General features: G+C 72.4%; 24 protein-coding genes. 12 read left to right on the forward strand and 12 right to left on the reverse strand.

What is annotated here, in order from left to right; genetic code table 11:
- Window positions 1-330: 330 nt before the first annotated feature.
- On the reverse strand, window positions 331-606 hold the full coding sequence (locus ACQPZZ_RS11960) for a hypothetical protein (protein WP_432931577.1): 276 nt from the start codon (window positions 604-606) through the stop codon (window positions 331-333).
- Between the two features lie 329 nt (window positions 607-935).
- Here ACQPZZ_RS11960 and recA point away from each other — a divergent pair, with 329 nt between their 5' ends.
- The 4 genes from recA (at window position 936) to ACQPZZ_RS11980 (ending at window position 5,642) form a co-directional block, all read left to right on the forward strand.
- Window positions 936-2,060: a recombinase RecA gene (recA, locus tag ACQPZZ_RS11965; RefSeq protein WP_363646530.1), complete on the forward strand. Its 1,125-nt coding sequence runs from the start codon at window positions 936-938 to the stop codon at window positions 2,058-2,060.
- A gap of 8 nt (window positions 2,061-2,068) precedes the next feature.
- Complete coding sequence (gene recX / locus ACQPZZ_RS11970) at window positions 2,069-3,130, forward strand: recombination regulator RecX (protein WP_432931579.1); 1,062 nt, start codon at window positions 2,069-2,071, stop codon at window positions 3,128-3,130.
- A 279-nt stretch (window positions 3,131-3,409) separates the two neighbouring features.
- On the forward strand, window positions 3,410-5,035 hold the full coding sequence (gene rny, locus ACQPZZ_RS11975; protein WP_363646529.1) for a ribonuclease Y: 1,626 nt from the start codon (window positions 3,410-3,412) through the stop codon (window positions 5,033-5,035).
- 301 nt (window positions 5,036-5,336) lie between these two features.
- Complete coding sequence (locus ACQPZZ_RS11980) at window positions 5,337-5,642, forward strand: hypothetical protein (protein ID WP_432931581.1); 306 nt, start codon at window positions 5,337-5,339, stop codon at window positions 5,640-5,642.
- Window positions 5,643-5,652: 10 nt separating this feature from the next.
- On the opposite strand, the gene ACQPZZ_RS11985 is transcribed toward ACQPZZ_RS11980, so the two are convergent.
- From ACQPZZ_RS11985 to ACQPZZ_RS12010, 6 genes are all read right to left on the reverse strand, one after another.
- Complete coding sequence (locus ACQPZZ_RS11985) at window positions 5,653-7,569, reverse strand: S9 family peptidase (protein WP_432931583.1); 1,917 nt, start codon at window positions 7,567-7,569, stop codon at window positions 5,653-5,655.
- 170 nt (window positions 7,570-7,739) lie between these two features.
- A complete protein-coding gene (locus tag ACQPZZ_RS11990; protein ID WP_363646526.1) occupies window positions 7,740-8,486 on the reverse strand; it encodes a transporter substrate-binding domain-containing protein in 747 nt (248 codons plus the stop codon).
- 86 nt (window positions 8,487-8,572) lie between these two features.
- On the reverse strand, window positions 8,573-9,448 hold the full coding sequence (locus ACQPZZ_RS11995; RefSeq protein WP_432931586.1) for an amino acid ABC transporter permease: 876 nt from the start codon (window positions 9,446-9,448) through the stop codon (window positions 8,573-8,575).
- Complete coding sequence (locus ACQPZZ_RS12000) at window positions 9,445-10,116, reverse strand: amino acid ABC transporter permease (protein WP_363646524.1); 672 nt, start codon at window positions 10,114-10,116, stop codon at window positions 9,445-9,447. The genes ACQPZZ_RS11995 and ACQPZZ_RS12000 overlap by 4 nt, the downstream gene beginning before the upstream one ends.
- A 35-nt stretch (window positions 10,117-10,151) precedes the next feature.
- Entirely contained in the window at window positions 10,152-10,985 is an 834-nt protein-coding gene (locus ACQPZZ_RS12005) for a glutamate ABC transporter substrate-binding protein (RefSeq protein ID WP_432931588.1), read from the reverse strand.
- A 43-nt stretch (window positions 10,986-11,028) separates the two neighbouring features.
- On the reverse strand, window positions 11,029-11,790 hold the full coding sequence (locus ACQPZZ_RS12010; protein ID WP_432931590.1) for an amino acid ABC transporter ATP-binding protein: 762 nt from the start codon (window positions 11,788-11,790) through the stop codon (window positions 11,029-11,031).
- Between the two features lie 168 nt (window positions 11,791-11,958).
- On the opposite strand from ACQPZZ_RS12010, the gene ACQPZZ_RS12015 reads away from it, so the two are divergent.
- Window positions 11,959-12,603 carry a hypothetical protein gene (locus ACQPZZ_RS12015; protein WP_432931592.1) on the forward strand — a complete coding sequence of 215 codons (645 nt, stop codon included), beginning with the start codon at window positions 11,959-11,961 and terminating at the stop codon, window positions 12,601-12,603.
- A gap of 1 nt (window position 12,604) precedes the next feature.
- Here the strand turns inward: ACQPZZ_RS12015 and ACQPZZ_RS12020 are convergent, their stop codons facing one another.
- From ACQPZZ_RS12020 to ACQPZZ_RS12030, 3 genes are all read right to left on the reverse strand, one after another.
- Window positions 12,605-13,243 (reverse strand): response regulator transcription factor, encoded by a 639-nt coding sequence (locus tag ACQPZZ_RS12020; protein WP_363646520.1) that lies wholly within the window; start codon window positions 13,241-13,243, stop codon window positions 12,605-12,607.
- On the reverse strand, window positions 13,215-15,329 hold the full coding sequence (locus ACQPZZ_RS12025) for a sensor histidine kinase (protein WP_432931595.1): 2,115 nt from the start codon (window positions 15,327-15,329) through the stop codon (window positions 13,215-13,217). Before ACQPZZ_RS12025 ends, ACQPZZ_RS12020 begins: the two co-directional genes overlap by 29 nt.
- A gap of 206 nt (window positions 15,330-15,535) precedes the next feature.
- Window positions 15,536-16,177: a Uma2 family endonuclease gene (locus ACQPZZ_RS12030; protein WP_432931597.1), complete on the reverse strand. Its 642-nt coding sequence runs from the start codon at window positions 16,175-16,177 to the stop codon at window positions 15,536-15,538.
- A gap of 238 nt (window positions 16,178-16,415) precedes the next feature.
- On the opposite strand from ACQPZZ_RS12030, the gene miaB reads away from it, so the two are divergent.
- Entirely contained in the window at window positions 16,416-17,876 is a 1,461-nt protein-coding gene (gene miaB / locus ACQPZZ_RS12035) for a tRNA (N6-isopentenyl adenosine(37)-C2)-methylthiotransferase MiaB (RefSeq protein ID WP_363646546.1), read from the forward strand.
- 130 nt (window positions 17,877-18,006) lie between these two features.
- Here miaB and ACQPZZ_RS12040 read toward each other — a convergent pair whose 3' ends face one another.
- Window positions 18,007-18,837 (reverse strand): hypothetical protein, encoded by an 831-nt coding sequence (locus ACQPZZ_RS12040; protein ID WP_432931599.1) that lies wholly within the window; start codon window positions 18,835-18,837, stop codon window positions 18,007-18,009.
- A 306-nt stretch (window positions 18,838-19,143) separates the two neighbouring features.
- On the opposite strand from ACQPZZ_RS12040, the gene ACQPZZ_RS12045 reads away from it, so the two are divergent.
- The gene (locus ACQPZZ_RS12045) at window positions 19,144-20,094 is read left to right on the forward strand and encodes a ribonuclease Z (protein ID WP_432931601.1); all 951 of its coding nucleotides are present in this window, start codon (window positions 19,144-19,146) and stop codon (window positions 20,092-20,094) included.
- Here ACQPZZ_RS12045 and ACQPZZ_RS12050 read toward each other — a convergent pair.
- The gene (locus ACQPZZ_RS12050) at window positions 20,067-20,798 is read right to left on the reverse strand and encodes a class III extradiol dioxygenase subunit B-like domain-containing protein (protein WP_432931603.1); all 732 of its coding nucleotides are present in this window, start codon (window positions 20,796-20,798) and stop codon (window positions 20,067-20,069) included. The genes ACQPZZ_RS12045 and ACQPZZ_RS12050 overlap by 28 nt on opposite strands.
- A 141-nt stretch (window positions 20,799-20,939) precedes the next feature.
- Between ACQPZZ_RS12050 and ACQPZZ_RS12055 the strand changes: the two genes are divergently transcribed.
- The 5 genes from ACQPZZ_RS12055 (at window position 20,940) to ACQPZZ_RS12075 (ending at window position 26,501) form a co-directional block, all read left to right on the forward strand.
- The gene (locus ACQPZZ_RS12055; protein ID WP_432931605.1) at window positions 20,940-21,470 is read left to right on the forward strand and encodes a methylated-DNA--[protein]-cysteine S-methyltransferase; all 531 of its coding nucleotides are present in this window, start codon (window positions 20,940-20,942) and stop codon (window positions 21,468-21,470) included.
- 28 nt (window positions 21,471-21,498) lie between these two features.
- Complete coding sequence (miaA, locus tag ACQPZZ_RS12060) at window positions 21,499-22,410, forward strand: tRNA (adenosine(37)-N6)-dimethylallyltransferase MiaA (protein ID WP_363646513.1); 912 nt, start codon at window positions 21,499-21,501, stop codon at window positions 22,408-22,410.
- A 9-nt stretch (window positions 22,411-22,419) separates the two neighbouring features.
- A complete protein-coding gene (gene dapF / locus ACQPZZ_RS12065; RefSeq protein ID WP_432931607.1) occupies window positions 22,420-23,232 on the forward strand; it encodes a diaminopimelate epimerase in 813 nt (270 codons plus the stop codon).
- A gap of 71 nt (window positions 23,233-23,303) precedes the next feature.
- Complete coding sequence (locus tag ACQPZZ_RS12070) at window positions 23,304-24,071, forward strand: SCO6745 family protein (RefSeq protein ID WP_432931609.1); 768 nt, start codon at window positions 23,304-23,306, stop codon at window positions 24,069-24,071.
- Between the two features lie 150 nt (window positions 24,072-24,221).
- Window positions 24,222-26,501 carry a tetratricopeptide repeat protein gene (locus ACQPZZ_RS12075; protein WP_432931611.1) on the forward strand — a complete coding sequence of 760 codons (2,280 nt, stop codon included), beginning with the start codon at window positions 24,222-24,224 and terminating at the stop codon, window positions 26,499-26,501.
- The last annotated feature ends 6 nt before the right edge of the window (window positions 26,502-26,507 follow it).

Raw genomic sequence — 26,507 nt, forward strand, 5'->3', positions numbered from 1 at the left:
TCTCCTTCGCGGCATCTTTCCCCAGCCGTCGTCGACGACCCGTAACCCAGCGGGAGATCCGCACGCGCATCAGCCGCCGTCCAGCCCACCGGCACCTTCGCGCGCGTGCTGTCGCCCGTGCCGCCGTTCTCCTCCATGGTCATGCCCGTGCGTACGGCGGTCGCCGACGTGCCGCTGGGGGAGATCCTCATCGCCGGGGTGCTCATGATCAGCCGTGGCCGCCGCCCTGCTGGGTGCGGCCCGCGTCTATCGGCGGGCGGTGCTCCGCACCGGCGTCCGGGTCAAACTGGCGAAGTCGTCCGCTGACGGCCGGGGGCGTCACCGGGAGAATCAGGGGGGCGGGGAGAGCGTCCGGCTGATCAGTTCGGCCGCACGGCCGGGGTCGTCGGCGCTCTCCTGGCCGCCCGGCGCCCACAGGAACATCCATCCCTCCCTCGCGGGTGAGGCGAAGACGATCGTCTGCCTGCCGGTGCCCGGATGCCAGACGGACAGAACGGGATCGTCCGCTCCGAGCAGGCGTGCGGCGAGGCCGTGCTCGGCGAGCCGCGCCGCGAGCGCCTCAAGGCGGGCCAGGCGCTGTCCGCTGTAGTCGCCGGTGCCCGTCACATGGCCCTCCAGCGGGAGATCCAGCTTTGCTACAAGGATCGTCGCAGGTCATCGCGCTGGCAACCATGGCAGAGTAACGCCCGGGAATGTAACGGCGCGGTTGGGATGCCGTTCGTCTGTCGTGCGCGGTGGCGGCTCCGGCACGTGATCGAACAGTCGTTCGGCTATATTGGATGAGTCGCCGCCGGGGTGCGCGCCATCAGGTCACCGGGGCGCGACAGGTTCCCGGCCCGCCTTCCCGGCGGTGTGCGGGAAGCTCCGGAAAATGTCGGTGGCACCCCGTAGCTTTTCGGTGACCGAGCAGACGACCACCCTCCAGGGGGCACCCAATGGCAATCAACGACCGCGAGAAGGCCCTTGAGACCGCCCTCGCGCAAATCGAGCGGCAGTTCGGCAAGGGCAGCGTCATGCGTCTCGGAGACGACGCGCGTGCCCCGATCGAGGTCATCCCCACCGGTTCCATCGCTCTCGACGTCGCCCTCGGCATCGGCGGCTTCCCCCGCGGCCGGATCGTCGAGGTGTACGGCCCCGAGTCCTCCGGTAAGACGACGGTCGCCCTGCACGCCGTGGCCAACGCACAGAAGGGCGGCGGCATCGCCGCGTTCATCGACGCCGAGCACGCCCTCGACCCCGAGTACGCCAAGAAGCTGGGCGTCGACGTCGACGCGTTGCTCGTCTCCCAGCCGGACACCGGTGAGCAGGCGCTCGAGATCGCGGACATGCTGATCCGCTCCGGCGCCGTCGACATCATCGTGATCGACTCCGTGGCGGCCCTCGTGCCGAAGGCCGAGATCGAGGGCGAGATGGGCGACAGTCACGTCGGTCTCCAGGCCCGCCTCATGTCGCAGGCCCTGCGCAAGGTCGCCGGCGCCTTGAACCAGACCCGGACGACCGCCATCTTCATCAACCAGCTCCGCGAGAAGATCGGCGTCATGTTCGGAAGCCCCGAGACCACCACGGGTGGCAAGGCGCTGAAGTTCTACGCCTCGGTGCGGCTCGACGTGCGCCGGATCGAGACGCTCAAGGACGGCACCGAGCCGGTCGGCAACCGGACCCGGGTGAAGGTCGTCAAGAACAAGATGGCCCCGCCCTTCCGCCAGGCCGACTTCGACATCCTCTATGGCATGGGCATCTCCCGCGAGGGCGGGCTGATCGACATGGGCGTCGAGCACGGGTTCGTGCGCAAGGCCGGCGCCTGGTACACGTACGAGGGCGACCAGCTCGGGCAGGGCAAGGAGAACGCCCGCAACTTCCTGAAGAACAACCCCGACATCGCCAACGAGATCGAGAAGAAGATCAAGGAGAAGCTCGGCGTCGGGCCGCGGATCGACGCGCCGAGCGAGCCCGCCGCCGCTCCGGCGGCACCGCCCGCTCCCGCGTCCGGCCGGGCCCCCGCTTCTGCGTCCGGCCGGGGCAGCAAGGCGGCCAGCGCGCCCAAGCCGGGTGACGTCTGAGCGCAGACATGAGGCGCGACGAGCTCCCCGGCCCGGACCACGAGATCGGGCCGGGGGACTGGAACTCCGGGCCCTGGGGGCCTGCGGATGATTCGCCCGGTTCTGCGGACGCGTCCGCGACGATCGCCGCCCTGCGTGAGGAGATCCGGCGGGCGGAACTCGGTCAGGTGGGCATCGGTCGGGCAGCGTTCGGCCGGGCGGAGGCCACGGAGGCGGGACAGGCGGCCGGCCGGGCCGGCCGCCGGCGTCAGGGACGTGGCAGCCGGCGGGGAGGCCGGGCAGGTCTGAGGGAACAGGCAGCGCCGGGAGAACACGGCCCGCTGGGAGAACACCCCGCGCCTGCAGAACACGGTGCGCCGGGAGAACATCACGAGCTCGGCGAACACGGCCCGCTGGGAGAACACCACGCGCCTGCAGAACACCACGCGCTGGGTGAACACGGCGCGCTCGGAGAACAGGCGGGCCTGAAAGAACGGGGAGCGCCGAGACGCCGGCGAAAGCGTGAGCGGTCCGGTGGATGGCCGCCCGACGGGCCGCAGGAGGGGAGCGCGGCGAGCGAGGGGCCGCCGGCCGATCCCGAGGCGGTGGCCAGGGCCATCTGCCTGCGGCTGCTGACGATGGCGCCCAAGACCCGGGCCCAGCTCGCGGACGCGTTGCGCAAGCGGGACGTCCCCGACGAGGCGGCGAACGCCGTGCTGGAGCGGTTCTCCGAGGTCGGGCTCATCGACGACGAGGCGTTCGCCGCCGCGTGGGTGAGCTCCCGGCACGCCGGTCGCGGGCTCGCCCGCCGTGCGCTCGCCCAGGAACTGCGGCAGCGTGGGGTCGCCGAGGAGACGGTCAAGGACGCCGTCGGGCGGCTCGATCCGGACGAGGAGGCCGAGACCGCGCGCACACTCGTGGAGCGGAAGCTGGCCGCCACCCGCGGGGTGGAGCCGCGGGCGCGCATGCGAAGATTGGTCGGCATGCTGGCCCGCAAGGGCTACTCGCCGGGCCTGGCCTTCCGCGTGGTCCGAGAGGCGATCGAGGCTGAAGGCAGCCCTGCAGATGGGCTTCCGGATACTTTCGAGTGAGCCATAGCACCATGCCAAAGTCACTTGACAGGGCATCTTTGCTTGCTCGTTACCTCTCTGACGCTTAATCTCGACCGCAGTGAGGAGTTACTCCGCGCAGCGCGGATTGCCATAACGGTGTACCACGACGGACGAGAGACATTGACCGGCCTCCGGGCCATATCGGTCGCCCTTCGGGGCGTCGGGCATTGCGACGATATTTGTCCTGGTGACGCCACCGGGCCCTGCCGTGCTGCGCGTGTGACCCCTGCCACAAGTTGTCGTGAGGGGTGAGCGCGCATGGACACGATCGTGATCGTTCTTGCGGTTGCGGTGGTGCTGCTGGCTCTCGTGATGATCGCCGCCCTCGTCATAGTCATGCGCCGCACCGGCGGTGTCGTCACTCCGCCCGGCCCCTCGCCCGAGCAGCTCGCCGAGGTGAAGACCGAGGTCAACGAGGAACTCGAACGAGCCAGACGTGAGGCCGAAGAGATCCGCACGAAGGCGGAGCGTGACGCGGGGGAGATTCTCAGGAAGTCCGAGACACTGGCCGACAGCGCCGCGCTGATGCGCAAGGAGGTCGAGGAGGAGGCGCGCCTCCTCAAGACGGAGCTCAAGGAGCTGCGTTCCGACCTCGAACGGCGGGAGAACCGGCTGGCTGAGCGTGAGCAGCGGCTCGACGAGGAGGCGCGCAGGCAGACCGAGCGGGCCCGCAAGCTGGCCGAGACCGAGACCGAGCTGGCCGACCGTCGCGAGGAGCTCGAGCGGGTGGCCGAGCGGCGTAAGGAGATCCTGGAGCGAGTCGCCGGCCTGACGGCCGAGCAGGCGAAGACGGAGCTGGTCAAGGAGATCGAGAACCAGGCCAAGCGCGAGGCCGCGCTGATCGTCCGGGAGATCGAGAGCGAGGCCCGGAAGGAGGGCGAAAAACGCGCCTGCAAGATCGTGACTCTGGCCGTGCAGCGGGTCGCCACCGAGCAGACGGCCGAGTCGGTGGTGAGCGTCCTCCATCTGCCCGGCGACGAGATGAAGGGTCGCATCATCGGCCGCGAGGGCCGCAACATCAGGGCCTTCGAATCCACCACCGGAGTCAATCTGATCATCGATGACACACCGGAGGCGGTGCTGCTGTCGTGCTTCGACCCGGTCCGCAGGGAGACGGCCAGGCTGACGCTGGAGAAGCTGGTGCTCGACGGCCGGATCCACCCCCAGCGGATCGAGGAGGCGTACGAGCGCAGCAAGGCCGAAGTGCGGGACCTGTGCGTACGGGCGGGAGAGGACGCGCTGGTCGAGCTGGGCATCACCGAGATGCACCCCGAGCTGATCACCCTGCTGGGGCAGCTCCGCTACCGCACCTCCTACGGCCAGAACGTGCTCAAGCACCTGATCGAGTCGGCGCACATCGCCGGGATCATGGCTTCCGAGCTGCGACTCGACCGTGACCTCGTCAAGCGCTGCGCGCTGCTGCACGACATCGGCAAGGCTCTCACCCACGAGGTCGAGGGCAGCCACGCGATGATCGGCGCGGAGATCGCCCGGCGGTACGGCGAGCACGAGGACGTCGTCCACGCCATCGAGGCGCACCACAACGAGGTGGAGGTCAGGACCGTCGAGGCGGTCCTCACCCAGGCCGCGGACGCGATCAGCGGCAGCCGCCCGGGCGCCCGGCGGGAGTCCCTGGAGGCGTACGTCAAGCGGCTGGAGCGCCTGGAGGAGATCGCCTCGTCCTACGAGGGAGTCGACAAGGTCTTCGCCATGCAGGCGGGCCGGGAGATCCGGGTGATGGTGCGGCCCGACAACGTCGACGACATCCAGGCCCAGGTCATCGCCAGGGACGTCGCCAAGCAGGTCGAGGAGGAGCTGACCTACCCGGGCCAGATCCGGATCACCGTGGTCCGCGAGTCCCGCGCCACCGAGTTCGCCCGCTAGTGAAGTGTCCATGAACCTCGGCGGGGCCGGTCGCCGCGCCGGAAGCGGCCTTCGGCCCTCGCTCCGCTCCCCGGCCCGGTGAGCTGGGTCCGGTGAGCTGGGCCCGGTGAGCTGGGCCCGGTGAGCTGTCGTGGACAGTGCCTCGGCGACATGTCTTCCAGCTGGCCGAGCCCCCGCCTGATCGGTCCGCCGGGGCGGGAGAACGACACCCGCCGGTGCCCGAGGCGGCGTCACCTGCCCGACGAGGCAGAAGGCCCCCGCCCGCTGCTGGGCGGGGGCCCGGTCATGTGGGGACGCCCCGGTGGGCCGCCCCCTGGCCAGGCGGTCAAGTCTTTCGGCTGAGCCCGTCGGCGAGGTCGTTGAGCGCCTCGGCCAGCGTCGCCTGCGCGCCGACGGAGGTGTCGAGCTGGTGGGAGACGGCCCGAAGCTGCGCCACGGCGGCGTTCTTCTGCGGCCCGTCGGCGAACCGCTCGGCCTGGCGGAGCGGCTCTTCGGCGACGGGGGAGGCGAGGAGTCAGAGATCAACCAGTTCGTCACCCATGTCGACGCGGATCAGCGCATCGAGATCGACCGCATGCGCACGCTCCTCGCCGAGACGGACGGGTGACCGGTCCCACTCATCGGAAGATCTGCAGGTAGAACGACAGCTCGGCGGCGAGGGCCGCGGCCCTGGTCTCCAGCCGCCGGAACCCGTGAGCCTCGCCCTCGAACGTCAGATAGGTGCAGGGCACGCCGCGCGCCGTCAGGCGGTCGGCGAACGCCCGGGACTGGGACGGCGGCACGACCGGATCGGCAAGTCCCTGCATGAGCAGCATGGGACAGTTCACCCGGCCGGCCCGGGCCAGCGGCTCGCGCTCCTCGTACCGGTCCTCGGGACCGACCAGCCATTCCACGTATCGCGACTCGAAGTCGTGGGTGACCGCGACGAGGGGCGCGAGCGCGCTGACGCCCGCCACCGACACGCCGCCCGCGAAGACGTCCGACGCGCCGCAGGCGGCCATGACCGTCCAGCCGCCCGCGCTGGCCCCGCGTACGGCGATCCGGGCGGGGTCGGCGAGCCCCTCGGCGACCAGCCACTTCGCCGCGGCGATGGTGTCCTCCACGTCGGTGACGCCCCACTTGCCACGCAGGCGCTCCCGGTAGGCGCGGCCGTACCCGGTGGACCCCCCGTAGTTGACGTCGAGCACGCCGATGCCGCGGCTGGTGAAGAACGCCTTCTCCAGGCTGAGTTCGCTCGTCGAGTGGGCGGTCGGCCCGCCGTGCACGAAGACGACGTACGGCGCGCCGCCCTCGTCCGCCCGGTCGTGCGGATCCCGGCCCGGCGGATACAGGTACGCGTGGACCCGGCCGCCCTGCCCGGCCTCGAACTCCACGGCGTGGGACCGCGGGAGGACGGCGGCTTCGGGGAGCTCGTCGACCTCCCGCCGCAACTGCTCGGCGCTGCCGGTGGCGGCCGCGATCCGGACGACCGAGCGCGGCGTGTCCGGCCCGTAGCCGATGCCCGCGAGCACGTCGCCGTCGGTGTCCAGCACGGGCGACCATCCCCGGAACGGGACATCGAGGTCGCTCAGCCCGCCCGTGTCCGGGGCGAGGACGCCCAGGCGCAGGTCGCCGCGCCCGTGCAGGACGGCGAGCCGTCCGTCGGCCAGCACGGCGTACGGCAGGCCGCCGAGCTGCCACAGCGGCCCGGCGAACTCCTCCTCGGCCGGGCACAGGGCCTCGCACGACGCCCCGGACACATCCGCTCGGTAGAGGTTCCACCAGCCGGACCGGTCCGAAACGGCGTACAGGCGCCGCGCGTCGCACCACGCAGGCGCGAGGACCGACTCGGCCGGCCCGCCCAGCACCGTCCACGTGGCGCCGTCGGACAGCCGCGTGACCCGCAACTCGGTCCCGGTCCAGGGCATGTGCGGGTGGTTCCAGCAGATGTAGGCGAGGTGCCGGCCGTCAGGGGACGGTGTGGGCGAGGCGTAGAAGTCGCTGCCGGTCACCGGCTCGGCGATCTCGTGGTCCCCGGTCAGCGCCACGGACACGATCGAACGGGTGACCTTGCCGTCCTGGTGGTGGCGTTCCCTGACGCACCATACGAGCGGGCCCGCGGGGCCGTCCTGGACCCGCAGGTCGCCATAGCGCAGCGCGCCCGGCTCCTCGGGCTCCGGCGTGACCGGGCGGGGCGGCTCCGCGCCCGGGCCGGGCTCGCCGCCCGCGTGCGGCCGGGCGAGATAGAGCCGCTGATCGGGGTGGTGCGCGAAGACGACGCCGTGGCCGGGCACGACGGCGTAGGACCGCCCGCCGTACTCGTGGACGCGCGTACGGGCGTCCCAGGGCGCGGGAAGCAGGTCGGTCAGGGAGCCGTCGGCGGCCGCATGGACGACCGTACGGCGACCGCCCTCCATGGGGCGGTCCTCCTCCCACCACGTCTCCCCGCCCAGCACGGTCGGGAAGCCGAGCCGGAGACCGGCGCGTGCCACGTCGGTGGTGGAGATGGGCGAGGGCCGTGGCGAGAACGGCCTCGGGCCAGGCGCGGGGGGCATGACCGCATCCTGCCGGACGAGCCCGGTCCCGGGGGCGCGAATGCGGGCAGGAAGCGCGGAAAACTGCCGCGACATCACGCCTCGCGAGCGCTCCGGCCGACGAGGCCCGGCAGAGCCCGTCAGATGAACGGCGCGGTTGTACCGCGACGCCCCGTGCCTGACCTCTGTGGTCAGTACACCTGGTCGAGGGGTGGGGGAGCGGTGTAGCGGGTCGCGAGCGCGCCGAGCTGGTCGATGACCGTCCGTTTCCAGGTGCCGTCCTCGAACATCCGGCGCAGCGCCTCCTCGACCTGGTCGCGCAGCGCGGGCGTCCCGGCGGCGATGCCGTACTTCTCGGTGGCCAGGGGCCTGCCGCTGAAGCGGAACCTGCCGGGATACTGCGCCGACAGCCCGGCGAGCACGGGGGCGTCGGCCACGATCGCGTCGGTCCGGCCGGAGGCCAGCAGCGGCGCACAGGCCGCCGGCAGGTTCGCCTCGGCGAGGAAGAACCGCCGCCAGCGGTCGCCGAACCTCTTCACGAGTGGCTCGGCGGACTCCCGGGTGGCGCAGACGCGCTTGCGGGTGAGGTCGCGCGGGCGGCGGATGGACAGGTCGCCGTTCCGGACCAGGATGTCGGTGCTGGTCACGAGGTAGGGGCCGGCGACGAAGCGGGAACCGGGCGGGCCGGTGGCGCCGACGACGAGATCGGCCCGCGCGGGGTCGAGTGTGTAGACGACCTGGTCGTCGCGGTAGCCGAGCACCCGGGCGACGTACTGCGCGACCTCGATGTCGAAGCCGCTGTAGCGCCCGTCGGGGAGCCGGGTGACCAGACCCGGCTGCCCGGAGCGCACGGCGATGACCAGCGTGCCGTCGTTCCCGCATCCACCGGACAGGAACGCGGCCGCCAGGACGCCGACCACGGCAACGCCACGCCACACGCGCTCAATATCGAGGTCGCGCGCGTCCTCCCGCCAGCAGCGACACGGCAAAGATCCGTTTACCCGCGAGCCGCACGGGTCACCGGTCAGCGCATCAGCGCGACCTCGCCGCCCGCGGCCGCCTCGGCGGCGGCGGGGTCGGCCGCGACCTTGCGGCTGCGCCTGCTGCGCCGTTCCAGCCAGGTGGCGAGGTAGCCGAGCGCCAGGTTGATCGCGATGTAGACGGCCGCGATGACGATGACCGAAGGGATCAGGTTGGCGTAGTTGGCCGGCACCACGCGGGCACCCGCGTTCAGCAGGTCGGCGTACGCCACGACGAATCCGAGCGCGGTGTCCTTGAGCAGCACCACGAGCTGACTCACGATCGCGGGCATCATCGCGGTGACCGCCTGCGGCAGCAGGATCAGCCGCATCACCTGGTTCTTGCGCAGGCCCATGGCGTGTCCCGCCTCGGCCTGGCCGCGCGGCACGGCGAGGATGCCGGCGCGCACGATCTCGGCCAGGACCGACCCGTTGTAGACGGTGAGACCGAAGACCACGGCCGCGAACTCGGTCACGACCATGCCGGCGAGGCTTCCGCCGTACTGCGCGAAGAAGATCAGCATGAGCACCGGGACCGCGCGGAAGGCCTCGACGACCACCGCGGCCGGGATGCGCACCCAGCGGTGGTCCGACAGGCGCGCGATGCCGAACACGGCCCCGAACAGCAGCGCGAGCACCGCGGCGACCGCGGCGGCGGCCAGCGTGTTGAGCAGCCCGGGCAGGATCAGCTCGGTCCAGGTGTCGGCCCGCAGGAACGGCTGCCACAGCTCGCCGTTCCACTGGCCCTTCTCGCTGAACTTGGTCCACACGAAGTACGCGACCAGCAGCAGGACGACGCCGAACGCGAGGGTCAGCGCGTTGTTGCGCAGCCGGGCCCGCGGGCCCGGGACGTCGTAGAGGACGGTGGCACGATCGGTCATCGGGCCACCGCCAGACGCCGGGCCAGCCGCCCGGCCAGGAGGTTCATGGGGAGGGTCAGCACGACGAACCCGGCGGCGAAGCCGAGGAAGACGGGGATGACCGCGTCTCCGTGGGCGTCGAACAGGTTCTTCATCCGCAGCGCCGCCTCCATGACGCCGATCGCGGCCGCGACCGTCGTGTTCTTGACCAGCGCGTTCAGCAGGCTGCCGAGCGGCGCGATGACCGTGCGCACCGCCTGGGGGAGGATCACCAGGCGGAGCGTCTGCAGGAACGTCAGCCCGATCGCCCGGGCCGCCTCCGCCTGCCCGAGCGGCACGGTGTTGATCCCGGACCGTACGACCTCGCACACGAAGGCGGAGGTGTAGGCCGACAACCCGATGATCGACAGCCAGAAGCTGTTGAGCGACAGGTCGTCCCGGGAGAACTGGACGTTCATCACCGTGCCCAGGCCGAGCCCGCAGAACACGATGATCAATGTGAGGGGCGTGTTGCGCAGCACGTTGACGTACAGCGCGCCCGCCCCTCTCAGCACCGGCAGCGGACTGACGCGCATGGCCGCCAGCACGATCCCCCAGACCAGCGAGATGACCCCGCTGACCACCGTGAGCTTCACCGTCAGCCAGAACGCGCCGAGGATGACGGGAAGCTCGTCGACGACGGCCTCCACCGCCGGCCTCCTCTCAGTGCCGCTTCCGCGCCGTCCTAGTACCGCTCGACGGACGGCGGCGTCGTGAAGTACTTGCCGAACTCGCCGAGGTTGGCGTCGAGGGCCTTGCGCCAGCTGCCGTCGTTGAAGAACTTCTCGATGGCGGTGTTGATCGCGTCGCGGCCGGCCTTGTCGTCCATCTTGATGCCGATGCCGTACTTCTCCTCGCTGAACGGCTGGCCGACCAGCTTGAACTTGCCGGGGCGCTGGGCGGCGAACCCGGCGAGGATCGTCGCGTCCGTGGAGATCGCGTCGACCTGCTTGTTCTCCAGCAGTGGCAGGCAGGCGCCGTACCCCTGCTGCTGGGTGAGGTTCTTCGACTCCCAGTCGGGGCCGAACTTGTCGGCGAGCCGCTTCGGCGACGAGGAGCCCTGCGCGCCGCAGACCTTCTTGTCCTTCAGCGAGTCGACCCCGGTGATCGAGGTGTCGTCGGCGCGGACGAGGATGTCCTGGCCGGTCACCAGGTAGGGCCCGGCGAAGGAGATCTTCTTCTTCCGCTCGTCGGTGATGGAGTAGGTCGCGATGACCATGTCCACCTGGCCCTGCTGGATGAACGGCTCGCGGTTGGCCGACTGGGCCTCCTTGAACGTGATCCCGCTCTCCGGCACGCCGAGTTCCTTGGCGACGTACTTCGCCACGTCGACGTCGAACCCGCCGTAGCCGCCGTCGGGCTTCTTCAGACCCCAGCCCGGCTGGTCGATCTTGATGCCGACGACGAGCTTCTTGTCGTTCTTCGCCTTGTCGACGATCGAGTCCGCCCCGGAGTTACCGCAGGCCGTCAGGCCGGTGGCCAGGGCGGCGAGCGCAAGCAGGCCGGCTCCGAATCGCATCCGTGTCACCTTTCGCTTTTGTGGAGCTTGTTGTGAGCGGGAATCAGTGGGTGAGAATCTTGGAGAGGAAGTCGCGGGCGCGCTCGGTGCTCGGCTGGGTGAAGAACTCCGAGGGCTCGCCCTCCTCGACGATCTGGCCGTCGGCCATGAAGACGACCCGGTTGGCCGCCCTGCGGGCGAAGCCCATCTCGTGGGTGACGACCATCATCGTCATGCCGTCCCTGGCCAAACCGGTCATCACGTCGAGCACCTCCTGGACCATCTCGGGGTCGAGGGCCGAGGTGGGCTCGTCGAAAAGGATCATCTTGGGGTCCATGGCCAGCGCGCGGGCGATGGCCGCGCGCTGCTGCTGGCCTCCGGACAACTGGGCGGGGTACTTGCTCGCCTGCGAGGCGATGCCGACCCGTTCGAGCAGCTCCATGCCCCGCTGCTCGGCCTGCTGCCGGGAGACCTTGCGCACCCTGGTCGGGCCGAGCGTGACGTTCTCCAGGATCGTCTTGTGGGAGAACAGGTTGAAGGATTGGAAGACCATTCCCACCTCGGACCGCAGGCGGGCGAGGGCCCTACCCTCCGCGGGCACCTCCTGACCGTCGAAGACGATGGCCCCGCTGTCGATGGTCTCCAGCCGGTTGATCACCCGGCACAGCGTCGACTTGCCGCTACCGGACGGGCCGATGATCACGACCACCTCGCCCCGGCCCACGTTCAGGTCGATGTCCCTGAGCACGTGCAGCGGACCGAAATGCTTGTTGACTCCCTCCAGCCTGACAAGCGGGGCGGCACCACTGTTCTCCGTCATGGTCATCAAACGTAGGGGTGTCAAGACGACCAAGTCACTAACGTCCCGGTACCGAATCGGTCACATCCTGGCTGCTCAGGACATCGCTCCCGGCCCACCCCTACGGCCGGCCCATGTGGCCCGGGACGCGGTCCCGGTTGGCTCCTGCCGATCTCTCGTCGTCCAGGAGCGCAGATGCTGAAAAATCCTGACCTGTTCCGTAAGACCGTCGCGGGCGCCGCCATGCTGGCGTGGCCCGTCCTGCTGGGCCTGGCCTTCCTGACCTCGCCCCCGGGCACCGAGCACGATCCCGCGGTGTTCCGCGCGAGTCCGGTGCAGGTGCAGGCCAGCGCGCTGCTGTTCCAGTGGGCGACCGTCTGCCTGGTCCCGGTGGTCCTCGGGCTCGCCCATCTGCTGCGCCGGCGCGCGCCGCGTACCGGCAACATCGGCGCGGCCGTCGGCCTGGCCGGCGCGGTCACCGCCGCCTGTCTGTTCATGACCGACTTCTACGACCTGGCGCTGGCGCTCAGCCTTCCGGACGCCCCGGCCGCCCGGGTGACCGAGGTGGCCGGCGCGCTCGGCGGCTTCGTGTACGGCGTCCTCCTGCCGGGCTTCCTCCTCCACGCTGGTCTGCTGGTGCTGCTGACGGGCCTGGCGGCGGTGCGGCGGGCGCCGTGGTGGGTCCCGGTGGCGGCGCTCGCGGGCACCTGCGGACCGTTTCTCACGATCGAGCAGCCGCCGGCCGTTCAGGCCATCGGGTCGCTGTTCCACCTCGCGGCGTTCGGCACGGTCGCCCTGAAGGTCCTGCGCATGCCCGTGAAGGACTGGCGGGCCGTCTGACCTAGAGACCCGACTCTCTGGCCCGCATGATCGCCGCGGCCCGGTCGGCCACGCGCAGCTTCGCGAAGATGCTGGACACGTGGTTGCGCACGGTCTTCTGGCTCAGCCCGAGCCGGGCCGCGATCTGCACGTTCGTCAGGTGGCCCGCGACCAGACCGAGGATCTCCCGCTCGCGCGGGGTGAGCTCGGGAAAGCTCGGCTCCGGTTTCCCGCCGAGGCCGGAGAAGTAGCCCATCAGCCGTCCGGCGAGGGCGGGGCCGAAGATCGCCTCGCCCTCCGCCACGGCCAGGATCGCCCGTACGAGTTCGGCCCGCCGCGCGCCCTTGAGCACGTACCCGCGTGCCCCCGCGCGCAGTGCCGCGAAAACCGCGTCGTCGTCGTCCGCCATGCTGAGGACGAGGACCCGCACGTGCGGGTTGTCCCTCGTGATCCGCTCGGTCGCGGCCACCCCGCCCATGCCCGGCATCGCGAGGTCCATCAGCACGACGTCGGGTTGCACGCGGGGGAGCAGGGCGAGGGCCTGCTCGCCGCTGGCCGCCTCGTCGGCGACCTCCATCTCCTCAACCGGCCGAAGAAGCGCGCGCAGCCCCGCGCGGAACGCCGCGTGGTCGTCAACCAGCAGCACGCGGATCGGCTCCATCGCCCGCCTCCCGTCTCGTGTCCCACACCGTGGCACCGGCTGTGTCCGGGGCCGTGATCCCGGCCATCTCCGGGGCCGGGTCGTGTGCCGTGTTCAGGGCCGGAAGGCGGGCCAGCACCCGCGTCCCGCCACCGGGCCGCGGGCCGATCACACAGGTGCCGCCGAGCTCGGCGGCACGCTCGCGCATGGAGGCCGTGCCGACCCCGGGCCGGGCGGGCGCCGGGCCTGAGGCCGCGTGAGGCTCGCCGCCCTCGTCGGCGATCTCCACTTCCAGCGCGCCGCCGGTCATGCCGAGCCGTACGCGCACTCGTCCGGCCCCCGCATGGCGGCGCGCGTTCGCCAGCGCCTCGGCGGCGATCCGGTAGGCCGCCACCTCCACGGCCGCGGGCAGCGCCGGGAGGGTCTCCTCGATCTCGACGTCGACCTCGACGCCGGGCAGCCGGGCCGCGTGCGACCTGATCGCCCCGGCCAGGCCCAGCGTGTCGAGGGCCGGCGGCCGCAGCCCCTCCACCAGCGTCCGCACGTCGGCCATCGCCGTGCGGGCGTCGGTCATGATCTCTTCGAGCATCGCCAGGGCGTCCGGATCGCGCACCATGTCCTGCACGGCCTCCGCCCGCATGGTCAACGCGGCCAGGGTCGGCCCGAGGCCGTCGTGCAGGTCGCGGCGCAGCCGCCGCCGCTCCTCCTCGCGCGCCGTCACCAGCCGTTCGCGCGAGCGCCGCAGGTCCGTGGACAGCCGTACGGCGTGTACGGCGATCCCCGTCTGCCGGGCGAGGTCGGCGAGAACCCGGCGGTCCCTCGCGCCGAGCCCGCTCTCGCCCGGACGTGGGGACAGGACCAGGTCGCCCACCGGCTCGCCCCGGTGCACGAGCGGCAGCCGCACAGCGCCGGGGGAGGGCACGCCGTAGGCGTGAGTCGGTCCACCGGCGACCTCGACCGCGGCGTGCGGCAGGCGCAGCGCCTCCGCCACCGACCGGGCGGCCGCGGCGAGCACCGCCTCCGGCTCCGCCGCCGCCTCCTCCAGGCGCCTGCCCAGCAGGGCCAGCGCCGCGTACGGATCGTCCCGCCTGCCGTACATCACGAGGTTGACGGCGCGTTGCAGCCGCTCGCGCAGCGGCGCGAAGACGAGGGCGACCACCCCGGCGGCGGCAACCGACACCGGCAACCCGCCCGCCGCGCGGAACACCGCGCCGAGATAGGTGACCGCGAGCACGTAGCCGCCGAACACGCACGCCGACAGCAGCACGTAGACGAGCGTGCGGTTGATGACGAGGTCGATGTCGAACAGGCCGTGCCGCAGCACCGCCACCGCGGCGGCGGCCGGAAGCAGGCAGGCCGCGAACGTGCCGAGCAGCTCCCAGAACGGGCTGGTGATGGGCCAGATGGAGCGGGGGTCGCCGTCGGCGAGGCCCGCGGCCAGCCGCCCCGCGACGATCAGCCCGGCGAGCCCCGCGGCGTACCCGAGCCACTTGAGCTGCTCCCGTTCGCCGGCGTCGCCGCGTCCGGCCCGGCGAACGAGACCGGCCGCGCCCGTCACGAACAGGGCGCCCATGAGCCCGGTCGTCAGCGGCTCGACGAACGGCGCGACGACGGCGAGCGCGGGCACCCCGAGAGGGTTCGGCAGCGGTGTGCCCCAGCCGACCTGGTGGCTGGGGCCGGGCAGCAGGGCGCTCAGCGTGGTCATCGCGGCGGCGACCGCGGCGAGCGTCCACAGGGCCGCCCGCCACCGGCGCGACGGCGGCCGTCCCGACGGGAAGAACGCCGGCACGGCGGCGGCCGACAGGTTGGCGGGGACCCACAGCCACGTCTGCGGCCAGGCCATCGGAGTCGCGAACGGCAGCCCGGCCAGCGCGTAGTGCCCGGTCGCGTCCAGTGCCGCGAAGCACAGGCCGCAGGCCGCCATCAGCCACCCGACGGCGTTGCCCGGACGCCGGGCGGTGATCAGGCCGCCGACCAGTCCGCAGACGGCGACGAAGATGAGGTGACTCTGGGCGAACAGCCCGGCGCCGTTGCGGTGGCCGAGCACCAGGGCCGCGGCGACAAGGAGCAGGGTGAGCGCGCAGACCGCCCACGCAGTACGCCGCACCGCCCGCCTCCTCCACGCGCCTCCGGCGCGACCGCTGAGTGGGCTCAGGCTAGCGACCGAAATGCCCAGGCGAACAGGACAATGTCCCAGGACATTTCGTGCAAGTTTGCTGGAACCGGCGGCTGACCGTTCGCATGAGGTGGTCCCCATTCGAGGGCCGCGCCGCGCCTCGCGAGCCGGACGGGGCACTGCGGCCCGCCCAGGCGTCACACCTTGGCGAGCGCCTCGGGGTCGACGGTCACCTTGAACGGCTCGGCGACGGCGACCGCCTCGCCCGCTCCGATCCGGTGCGTCAGCTGATACTGGCCGTCCTCGTCGAGCCGATGCGTGAAAACCACCGGGAGCCGATCGGCGGCCTGCCCGCGGAAGGGGTGGGTCTCGACTCGCCAGAAACAGGGAATGCCGGCCTCGGCGTACTTGGCGGGCTTCACCACTCGATCGGTCATAGTGGTGGAGCGCGAGACGATCTCCACGACCAGGCGCACCCACTCCGGCCGGACGACCGATGCGCCCTCGCGGATCGGCTGCCTGTCGACGACCATGACAACCGGGATGACCCCCGGCCTGCCGTCGAGGAGCAACCCGGCAGCGGTGATCGCCACCAACTCCTCGGGGGCCGCCTCGTGGAGGGCCGCGCGCAGGTTGTCGCCGATCCACTGATGCATCGGGAGCGGTGCGGGGGACACGATGAGACTCCCGTCGATGAGCTCGTAGCGGCTGCCGTCGTCCGCCTGCGCGTTGAGCTCGAACCACTCCTCGACGCCGAGCTCGCCCGGGACGCGCCAGGGGCTCCCGGCCGCCCGCGCCTCGTGGGCCTGCATCGGCGCCTCCGTGGATCGTGCGGGCATCGCCATCGAGGCTCACCTCTCAGCAATAGGTCCGTTCTCGGTGTCGCACGCGTTCGTCGTCGTACCCTATCGTCGCTCTCCGTGCTCGAGTGAGTGCACGATGTTTCCGTACGGGTGGGGGTGGGGAAGCGCCTACCCTTGTAGTGCGATGACTGCGACCACAGAGACTGCGACCGCACGCGGCGCCGAAGGCGCGACAGCGGCACGGGGCGCCGAGGGCGCGACCCGGACCTACGAGGTGCGGACCTACGGCTGCCAGATGAACGTGCACGACTCCGAGCGGCTTTCCGGGCTCCTGGAGGACGCGGGATACGTCCGCGCCGCCGAAGGGGAGACGCCGGACGTCGTCGTGTTCAACACCTGTGCCGTGCGGGAGAACGCCGACAACCGGCTCTACGGCAACCTGGGCCACCTGCGGCCGATCAAGATGGCCCGCGAGGGCATGCAGATCGCCGTCGGCGGGTGCCTGGCGCAGAAGGACCAGGGCGAGATCGTCCGCCGGGCCCCCTGGGTGGACGTCGTCTTCGGCACCCACAACATCGGGTCGCTGCCGGTGCTGCTGGAGCGGGCCCGGATCGCCGAAGAGGCCCAGGTCGAGATCAAGGAGTCCCTGGAGACCTTCCCCTCGACGCTGCCGAGCCGCCGTGAGTCGGCGTACGCCGCCTGGGTGGCGATCTCGGTCGGGTGCAACAACACCTGCACGTTCTGCATCGTGCCGTCGCTGCGCGGCAAGGAGAAGGACCGCCGCCCCGGCGACATCCTCAACGAGGTGCGCACCCTCGTCGACCAGGGCGTCCTGGAGATCACCCTGCTGGGGCAGAACGTCAACACCTACGGCGTGGAGTTCGGCGACCGGCTGGCGTTCGGCAAGCTGCTGCGGGCCTGCGGGGACATCGAGGGCCTGGAGCGGGTCCGCTTCACCTCGCCCCACCCGGCCGCCTTCACCGACGACGTGATCGCCGCCATGGCCGAGACGCCGAACGTGATGCACCAGCTGCACATGCCGCTGCAGTCCGGCTCCGACCGCGTCCTCAAGGCCATGCGCAGGTCGTACCGGTCCGAGCGCTACCTCGGGATCATCGAACGTGTCCGGGCCGCGATGCCGGACGCGGCGATCTCGACCGACATCATCGTGGGCTTCCCCGGTGAGACCGAGGAGGACTTCCAGCAGACCCTCGACGTCGTACGGCAGTCGCGCTTCGCCAACGCGTTCACGTTCCAGTACTCCATCCGGCCCGGCACCCCGGCCGCGACGATGGAGGACCAGGTGCCCAAGGCCGTGGTGCAGGAGCGGTACGAGCGCCTGGTGGCCCTCCAGGAGGAGATCTCCTGGGAGGAGAACAAGAAGCAGGTGGGGCGCACTCTGGAGGTGCTGGTCGCCGAGGGCGAGGGCCGCAAGGACGACGCCACCCACCGCCTGTCCGGCCGCGCCGCCGACAACCGCCTCGTCCACCTCGCCGCGTCCGATGTCGCCGCCGACGCGCGCCCCGGTGACATGGTCACGGTCGAGGTGACCTACGCCGCGCCGCACCACCTGGTCGCCGACAAGGTCCTGTCCGTACGGCGGACGCGCGCGGGCGACGCCTGGGAGGCCCGGCAGGCCGCCCCGCAGCGGGGCAACGCGGTCAGCCTGGGCATGCCCACCATCGGCCGCCCGGCACCGCTCCCCGCCGAGCCGCCCGCCTGCTCGGCGGTCTGACGGCCCGCTGGCCGAGCGCCCGGCCGGACGCGCGCCGGGGGAACGACGCCCGGCCTCGGCGCAGAGGAGGCGCCGGTCCGGCGCCCCCCTCGGGGCCTCGCGGATCGATGGTCCGGGTCACTGGGCCGGATCATCGGGTGAGGCGGCGCAGGACCTCATAGCAGTAGGCGCGCCGCAGATCGTCGTCGAACCGCAGGCAGGGATCCTGGATCCGGGCGTGCGCCGCGCCGTCCGCCTCGGCGCGAGACGCGGCCGTGTCCCGCGTGCCCGTGTCCCGGGCCGTCGTGTCCTTGGCCGCAGCGTTCTTGGACGCGGCGTTCTTGGACGCGGCGTTCTTGGCCACGGTGTCCTTCGCCGTAGTGTCCTTCACCGCGGTGCCGGCGGCCGAGCCGCCGGTTCCGGAGCCCCGTGCGGCAGGTCTCGGGGCGTCCGGGGCACGTCGTGACCGGCCCGCCTCCCTCGTCTTGACGCGGCCCGTCGTACCGGACGAGACCGGTGACGACGGCCGCGATCGGGACGAGGGGTTCATCGCCGGGAGACGGCGACCGGGCGGGCGCGAGGCCCCGCTCTCGTGCCCCGGCGGCAGCGCGTCGCGCTCGCCCGCGGGCCGCTCCCGTTCGGGGACCTCCGGCGTCACCGCTTCTTCCGTCGTCTCTTCCCGCGGCTCCGCCGCGCGTTCCGGTTCGGTTTCCGGCCGCTCGCGTGCGGGTGTCCGCCGGGCGGCCGGCGGTGAGAAGAAGGGACCGGCGGCGGGGAATCCCGGCGCCGGACGTGCCGGCCTGGCCGCGGTGGCCGGATCGGCGGCCACCGGCCGGGCGATGGAGGGCGCGAGGTCCTGCCCGGGCAGGACGGCCAGCACGACGCCGAGCCCGGCGATGGCGGTCACGCCGATCACGCCCGTCAGGGCGAGGACGGGATGGCCCTCGCGCCGGTGCCGTGGGGTGGGGGAGAAATCCGGCAAGGTCGTGTTCTTTTCATGTGGCGGTACGGTGTCTCGGATTTCTCAGTCTGCCCGCCACATAGGCGGTTTCAGCTGCGGTTCCGCCGATTTCCGGGAGTCCCAGATACGCCACCTCGACCATGAATTGGGGGAATTTTCCGCCAGGCGACGCCGGGCCTGTACGGCGAAATCCGTGCGTTCTGCCATTCAGGCACCTGATGGAGCGCCGCGAGGCCGTCGTTCCGGCCCTCCTGCCGTCCGAAGTCCGTGAGGGCCCGGGGCGGGCGCGGCGGGCCCGGTCGCCGGGCACGACTTAGCATCGGCGGTGTGTCCGTTCGTGAACTGGTCGTCCTCGGCACCTCGAGCGCGGTGCCCACCCGTCACCGCAACCACAACGGTTACCTGCTGCGCTGGGACGGCGAGGGGTTCCTGTTCGACCCGGGGGAGGGCACGCAGCGGCAGATGCTGCACGCCGGCGTGAGCGCGCACGACGTGACCTGGATCTGCGTCACCCACTTCCACGGCGACCACTGCCTCGGGGTGCCCGGCGTGATCCAGCGGATCGCCAGGGACAAGGTGAACCACGAGGTGCGGGCGGCCTACCCGGCGAGCGGCGAGATCTACTGGCGCAGGCTGCGCAACGCGTCGGCCTTCGCCGACACCGACGTGATCAGCCCCCGGCCGGTCTCCGGCGAGGTGGTCCGGTGGCCGTCTGGACCCGTGACGCTGACCGCGCGGCCGCTGTCGCATCCCGTCCAGTCGTACGGCTACCGCGTGGACGAGCCGGGCGGGCGCCGCATGCTGCCGGAGGAGCTGGCCAGGCGGGGCGTACGCGGGCCGATGGTCGGGGAGCTCCAGCGGCGGGGCTCGCTGACGATGCCGGACGGATCGACGGTCACGCTGGACGAGTGCAGCGCGCCCAGGCCGGGACAGAGCGCCGCCTTCGTGATGGACACCCGCCTGTGCGACGGGGCGTTCGCCCTGGCCGAGGGCGTCGACCTGCTGGTGATCGAATCGACGTTCCTGTCGGACGAGAGCGCGTTGGCCGCGCAGTACGGGCACCTGACGGCGGCCCAGGCGGGGCAGATCGCGGCGGCCTGCGGGGTGCGGCGCCTGGTGCTCACGCACTTCTCCGAGCGCTACACGACGGCGGACGAGCCGCGCTTCGTGGACGAGGTGCGCAAGTCCTACGCGGGGGAGGTCGTGACGGCGCGCGACCTCATGCGCGTCCCCGTGCCCAAGCGCGCGGACTACCAGGCCCAGCGGGCCACGAAGTAGCCGACGCCGTACGGCGCGTCGTCGTACAGCAGGTCGGCGGTGTGCGGCGGAGCGTCCCGGGCGGCCCCCGCGAGGACCTGGAGGGCCGCCCGGCCCGCCGCCCACAGCTCCCGCGCCTCGCCCGGGTCGAGGTCCAGCAGACGCCCGATGTCACCCGAGGCGAGCGCGGCGGCGAGCAGCCCGTCGTACGGCACGGCGTCCGGATGCACGTAGCCGGGCGCCTTCTCGGTGCGCCTGGCCGAGCCGTCGCCCATGACCAGCAGCGCCACCCGCCCGGCCGATCCCGCCAGGCGGCCGCCCAGCGCGGCGCACTCGTCCGGCGACGCGTCGAAGCCCACCGCCTCGAACCGCAGGACGGGCAGCCCGGACGGCGGCTTGGGCGTGACCTCGGCGTCCGGTCCCACGTCGTGCTGCCGTTCGAGCAGCCAGCGGCCGATCGTGAGCGACAGGGGCAGGACGGGGTCTCCCGGGCCGACCCGGACGTCGGGGCCCCACGGACGCAGCGTCCCCGCCGCGTCATCGGGGAAGGACGCGAAGACCTCCGCGCCGCCGGTCACGGCCAGCACATCGGGGCGGGCGTTCAGGAGCGAGCCGACCGCCGCGGCGCAGGCGGCGCGCAGGTCGTCGAGTTCGGGTGCGGCCGCCCCGGCGACCTGCGGGACGAGCAGCGGAGGATGCGGGCAGACGGCAGCGGCGACCAGCACCCGATCACCCTACCGTCACCTGGACCGGCCGGCCGCGAGTGGAGCGCCCCTCGCCGGCGCCTCGACGTGCGGTCGCGCACATCGGGCGCGTGCGCCGGCTGACCGGCCGGACCTCGCCAGATCAGGCGCAGAATGGGAGGCATGGACAGCAGCGTGGCGTTCGCGACCGTACCGACCCGGCTGGGCGACGTGCTCGCCGCCGTCACCGAGGACGGGGTCGCCGCGACGCACTTCCGGGACGACCCCAGGCTCAGGAGACGCATCGCCGATCGTCTCGGGATGGCCGCCGCCGACGACCCCGCCCGTACGGCCGCCGTCCGTGAGGAGCTGGCGGCGTACTTCCGGGGCGAGCTGAAGGAGTTCCGCGTCCCGATCGACTGGCGGCTCATGTCGCCGCTGCAGCGGCAGGTCCTCGGCACGTTGTTCGCCGACGTCCCGTACGGCGAGGTGGTGACGTACGGGGAGCTGGCGGCGCGCAGCGGCACGGGGGTCCCGGCTCGGGCCATCGGCTCGATCATGGGCGGCAACCCGATCCCGATCATCGTGCCGTGTCACCGGGTCGTCGCGAGCAACGGGCTCGGCGGTTTCAGCGGCGGCGACGGCGTGGAGTCCAAGCGGTGGCTGCTCACCCTCGAAGGTCACCTGCCCCCCACCCTCGACTGGGACATGTGACCTCCCCGTCGCTGGGACACTGGACGGTGTGGGGCAGCTACCTGTGATCGCCGTCGTCGGCGCGACCGCGGCGGGAAAGTCCGACCTGGCCGTCGAGCTCGCGCTCCGTCTGGGCGGCGAGGTGATCAACACCGACTCCATGCAGCTCTACGAGGGCATGGACATCGGCACCGCCAAGCTCTCCTCCGCCGAGCGGCGCGGCGTCCCCCATCACCTGCTGGACATCTGGCCGGTGACGCGGACGGCCAGCGTCGCCGAGTATCAGCGGCTCGTCCGCCCCCTGATCGAGGACCTGCGCTCCCGCGGCCGGGTGCCCGTGCTGGCGGGCGGCTCCGGGCTCTACGTCCGCGCCGCGATCGACGACCTGGAGTTCCCGGGCACCGACCCGGACGTGCGGGCCCGGCTGGAGAAGGAGCTCGCCGAGACGGGCCCGGCGCCGATGTACGAACGGCTCAAGGGCCTCGACCCGGTGGCCGCGGAGAACATCCTGCCGAGCAACGGCCGCAGGATCGTCCGTGCCCTGGAGGTCATCGAGCTGACCGGCCGGCCGTTCTCCGCCACCATGCCGTCGTACGACGCGGTCTACGACAGCGCGCAGATCGGCGTCGAGGTGCCGCGGCCGGTCCTGGACGAGCGGATCGAGCTTCGGGTCGGCCGCATGTGGGAGGCCGGGCTGGTGGACGAGGTGCGCGCGCTCGCCGCGCGGGGCCTCGCAGAGGGCAGGACCGCCGGCCGGGCGCTCGGGTACGCGCAGGTCCTGCGCTTCCTGAGCGGCGAGTGGACCGAGGAGCAGGCGCGGGAGGAGACGGTGCGCGCCACCCGCAGGTTCGCCCGGCGGCAGGAGTCGTGGTTCCGCCGCGACCCCCGGGTGGTGTGGCTGCCGTTCGACGCCCCCGACCTGGCCGACCGCGCGATCGGCGTGATCACCGGCGCCTCCTAGACTTGTCTCATGCGCTTTGTGAAGGGCCACGGCACCGAGAACGACTTCGTCATCCTGCCGGACGCCGACGCCACGCTGGACCTGTCCGCGAGGGACGTCGCGGCGCTGTGCGACCGGCGCGCGGGCGTCGGCGCCGACGGGGTGCTCCGCGTCGTGCGCGCCAAGCTCTGCCCGGAGGCCGCCGCGCAGGCCGGTGAGGCCGAGTGGTTCATGGACTACCGCAACGCGGACGGCAGCGTCGCCGAGATGTGCGGCAACGGCGTCCGGGTCTTCGCCCGCTACCTCGTGGAGGCGGGTCTCGCGGCGCCCGGCGAGTTCGCCGTCGCCACCCGCGGGGGCCTCAAGCGCGTACGGCTCGGCGCGACGGGCGACGTCACCGTGGAGATGGGCAGGCCGCGGGTGCTCGGGGAGAGCCGCGCGGTCGTCGACGGACGCGAGTGCCGCGGCCTCAACGTGAACATGGGCAACCCTCACCTGGCCTGTGCCGTGGAGGAGCCGGTGGCCGGGTTCGACCTCGGACGGGAGCCGGAGTTCGACCGGGAGGTCTACCCGGAGGGCGTGAACGTCGAAGTGTTCAACGCCGTGGGCGACCACACGGTGTCCATGCGGGTGCACGAGCGGGGCTCGGGGGAGACGCGCTCGTGCGGCACCGGGGCCGTCGCGACGGCCGTCGCCGCCGCCCACGCCGCCGGTGAGACCGTCGGCACGTGGGAGGTCCGGGTCCTCGGCGGCACGGTCACCGTCACTCTGGACGAGGACACGAGCTACCTGGCCGGGCCCGCCGTCCTCGTCGCCTCGGGGGAGTGGCCCGCCGTCCTCTGATCCTTTCAGAGACTTGCGGAACTTTGTTCTGTCCGCCACCCTGAGTCTGACAAGTAGACCGAGGAGGGCGTATGAACCCGCGTGACGCGGTGGTGGAGACGAAGGCGGCCGTCGGAGCCCTCGGCGGGGGTTTCATGCTCTCGCGGGAGGTCAAGGCGCTGTGCGAGCGCCACGGCCTCGGCCCACGGGAGATGTACTTCCGGGGCAGGTGCGGGGTACTCGGCGAGGTGGACGCGGACGTCGTGCTCGCGGCTGTCGTCTTCTTCCCCGCCGGGCACGTCCGAGAATCGTGGGAGGGCGGGCGCAAGCTCCCCGCCGAGGAGGCCGCCGCGCTCTACGCCGGGGCGTGCCACGACTGGGGGCGGCGCAAGCTCGCCGGGCTGGAGGACGCCGACCGGCTGGCCGAGCTGCTCGCCGCCGTCGCCGACGGCGCGGACCCGTTCTGCGCGCCGCTGTTCGCCGGCTGGCGGGCCATGCCGCGGCCGGACGGCGGCCCCGCCCTGGCGGCCCACCTGCTGCACGTCGTACGGGAACTGCGCGGTGCCCGGCACGCGACGGCCGTGGTCGCGTGCGGCGTCGGCGCGCTGGAGGCCACCCTCGTCGGCGCGGGCGGCACCGGAACGCCCATTCCGTACGACCGGGCCTCCGACGTCGCCCGCTTCCTGGCCTGGCCCGAGCCGTACCCGGTGCCCTCGGCGGAGGCGGCGGAGCGCAGGGCCGGGGCGGAGGAACTCACCGACGACCTCGTCGCCCGGGCGTACGCGCTGCTCGGCCCGGCGGAGCTCGCCGAGCTGTGCGGCCTGCTCCGTAAGGCGTCCCAGGTGGCCCGCGCGCGCTGACGCGCGCCCGCTCCGCAGGCCGGCCGCCGTCCGGGGCCGGCGCGCCGCTGAGCCGGCCCGTCGTTCCGGCCGCCCCGCGGTTCGGCCGGTGTGCCGTTTGGGCGGCGTGCTGTTTGGGTCATGGTCGGCGACCTGGCAGACTGACTGCTCATGGACGTGGACATCTGGGCTTGGGTGGGTGGCACCCAGCGTGAACTGCACGAGGCGGGCAACACGGGGCTGGCCATGGCGCTGGGCGACGTGCCCGCGCAGGCGCTGGAGGGCCGTTTCGCCCAGCTCGACGTCGTGGCGCCCGCGATCGCACAGCACGCCGGGTCGCTCGAGAAGCCGTGGCTGGAGTTCTTCGCGCGATACTGGCACCTGCTCGGGCGGGTGGGCGACCGGGCGATGGGCGCGGTCGCGCTCGACGACGCCGCCTCGCTGGTGGACTTCGCCCAGCGCGACGACGTCCGCGACTGCCCCGCCGCGCCCGGCGCCGTGGAGCTTCTGACGATGACTCAGGCCAACGCCGACGGTCCCGGCTACGCCGAGATCCGGCTGGCCGCCCTCAACACCGCGCTCGACGGGGTGACCCCGGACTCCCTCGCCTTCCCCGGCCTAGCCACGCAGTACGTCGCGGCCCTGATGGACGCGGGTCAGGCGGCCGAGGCCGTCGCGTACGCGGAGGCGGCGGTCGAGCGCCTGCGCGGCGCGGGCCGCGAGGCGAGCTGGGAGCTGGGCGCCGCCTCCGCGCGGGCCCTGCTCGCCGCCGGACGCCCGGAGGACGCGCTGACCGCGCTCGACGCCTCGACCGAATTCAAGCCGGACGACCCGGTCGCGAAGGGCCGCCGCGAGGCCCTGCTCCGCTCGCAGGTGCTGGCCGCGCTCGGCCGGATGCAGGAGGCCGTGGACGCGCTGCCCGACCTCGACGTGGTGGGCGACCACGCGCGTGAGTGGGTGGAGTGGGCGCACACCGTCCGCATGCTCGCCTCGGGCGGCTCGATCGCCAACACCTGGCAGCTCGGCCGCATCCTGCGTCAGTGGATGACCTACTTCGAGAACGTGGGCGGCCACCGCGCCCGGTTCGAGCTCGCGCTGACGGCCGGGCACCTCGCGGTCGCCCGGCAGGGCCTGTGGCAGGCCCGCCTGCTGGCCGACTACGCGGAGGCCGTGCTCGCCGACCTGCGTGTGACCGAGGGGCTGGCCGAGCGCGTGGCCGAGCTGCGCGCCGCCGCCGACGCCGAGGAACTGCCGCCGCCCGGCCCCCGCGACGAGCTGGTGGCCTACTTCGACGCCGCCGACGGCCGCACCGCCGACCCCGAGCGGTGGGTGGGCTGGCTGTGGCCGTTGTCCGGCACGGACCTCGAGGCCACGCGGCGTCACACGACGACGCTCGGGTTCCTGGGCTATGCCCCCGTGGGCGCCGACCTCTACTGGAAGACGGTCGCCGAGGACGGCGATCCGGCAGCCGCCGGCGACGAGGACCTCTCCTACCTCACCGGCCTGCTCATCGAGGCCAGGCAGGACGAGCGGGTGGAGACCCTGGCGGCCCGGCTGCCGGAGACCCGTTCGCACCTCACGCTCGCCCGGCTGCACCGTGCGCGCGAGCGGTGGGAGGAGACGGCGGCCGAGGCCGAGCAGGCGGTGGCCCACGACGGCGGACTGGAGGCGCGCCGCCTGTGGTCCGGCGCCGTCCAGCAGCTCGGCGACAACGCCAAGGCCGCCGAGATCCTCAAGCCGCTGCTCGACTCAGGCGAGAGCGAGGAGGAGGACGTCTGGCGGCTCATCGTCCTGTCCACCGCCGTGGAGGACTGGGCGACCGTACGGGCCGCCGGCGCCAAGCTCGGCATGCCGATCGAGCCCGGCGAGGGCCCGATCGAGGAGGAGTGGCACCTGGTCCGGGTGATCCTCCCCGCCCCCGACGGCAGCCAGCGGGAGGTGCTCGCCGTACGGACCGGACCGGCCACCGCGCGCCTGGCGATCCCGCAGCCGCGCGGGATGGAGTACAACGCGGGCGACGTGGTCGTGATCGACCCCCGGCCGCTCGAGCCCATCCCGGAGAACGAGCAGGAGCGGGAGAGCTTCGTGATCCCGTTCGCCGGGGTGACGATGCTGCGTCCGGGCGGCTACACGAGCTGGTTCTTCGACGGCGCGGCGCCGTCGGAGGACGAGTGGGCCGAGTTCAACGAGGTCCTCGCCGAGCGCGGCTGGCCGATGTGGGTCTACAGCGAGGAGAACTACCGCGTCACGCACCCGGCCACCGGCGAGCAGCTTCCCGGGGTGTTCGGCTGGATCGCGATCCCGCCCACCGTGCGGCCGGCGGAGCTGGACGCCGTTCTCGACGACGTCACCGAGCAGTGGTCCCACCCGCTGGCGTGGCTCGACCTGGCCCGCGAGGTCGGCATCGAGGCCGAGCGGCACGAGCGCATCTCCAAGGAATACGGCCTCTGACGCAAG

The organism is Microbispora sp. CA-135349 (genome assembly GCF_050947365.1).
Taxonomy (GTDB): domain Bacteria; phylum Actinomycetota; class Actinomycetes; order Streptosporangiales; family Streptosporangiaceae; genus Microbispora.

What these genes read in the sequence shown, in the direction of transcription:
- ACQPZZ_RS12030 (WP_432931597.1), bottom strand. Translation starts at nt 16,177, where the DNA reads ATGCCCGCACGATCCACGGAGGCGCCGATGCAGGCCCACGAGGCGCGG.
- dapF (WP_432931607.1), top strand. Translation starts at nt 22,420, where the DNA reads ATGCGCTTTGTGAAGGGCCACGGCACCGAGAACGACTTCGTCATCCTG.
- recX (WP_432931579.1), top strand. Translation starts at nt 2,069, where the DNA reads ATGAGGCGCGACGAGCTCCCCGGCCCGGACCACGAGATCGGGCCGGGG.
- ACQPZZ_RS12075 (WP_432931611.1), top strand. Translation starts at nt 24,222, where the DNA reads ATGGACGTGGACATCTGGGCTTGGGTGGGTGGCACCCAGCGTGAACTG.
- ACQPZZ_RS12020 (WP_363646520.1), bottom strand. Translation starts at nt 13,243, where the DNA reads ATGGAGCCGATCCGCGTGCTGCTGGTTGACGACCACGCGGCGTTCCGC.
- ACQPZZ_RS11985 (WP_432931583.1), bottom strand. Translation starts at nt 7,569, where the DNA reads ATGCCCCCCGCGCCTGGCCCGAGGCCGTTCTCGCCACGGCCCTCGCCC.
- ACQPZZ_RS12005 (WP_432931588.1), bottom strand. Translation starts at nt 10,985, where the DNA reads ATGCGATTCGGAGCCGGCCTGCTTGCGCTCGCCGCCCTGGCCACCGGC.
- ACQPZZ_RS12055 (WP_432931605.1), top strand. Translation starts at nt 20,940, where the DNA reads ATGGACAGCAGCGTGGCGTTCGCGACCGTACCGACCCGGCTGGGCGAC.
- ACQPZZ_RS12070 (WP_432931609.1), top strand. Translation starts at nt 23,304, where the DNA reads ATGAACCCGCGTGACGCGGTGGTGGAGACGAAGGCGGCCGTCGGAGCC.
- rny (WP_363646529.1), top strand. Translation starts at nt 3,410, where the DNA reads ATGGACACGATCGTGATCGTTCTTGCGGTTGCGGTGGTGCTGCTGGCT.
- ACQPZZ_RS12015 (WP_432931592.1), top strand. Translation starts at nt 11,959, where the DNA reads ATGCTGAAAAATCCTGACCTGTTCCGTAAGACCGTCGCGGGCGCCGCC.
- ACQPZZ_RS11995 (WP_432931586.1), bottom strand. Translation starts at nt 9,448, where the DNA reads ATGACCGATCGTGCCACCGTCCTCTACGACGTCCCGGGCCCGCGGGCC.
- ACQPZZ_RS12010 (WP_432931590.1), bottom strand. Translation starts at nt 11,790, where the DNA reads ATGACCATGACGGAGAACAGTGGTGCCGCCCCGCTTGTCAGGCTGGAG.
- recA (WP_363646530.1), top strand. Translation starts at nt 936, where the DNA reads ATGGCAATCAACGACCGCGAGAAGGCCCTTGAGACCGCCCTCGCGCAA.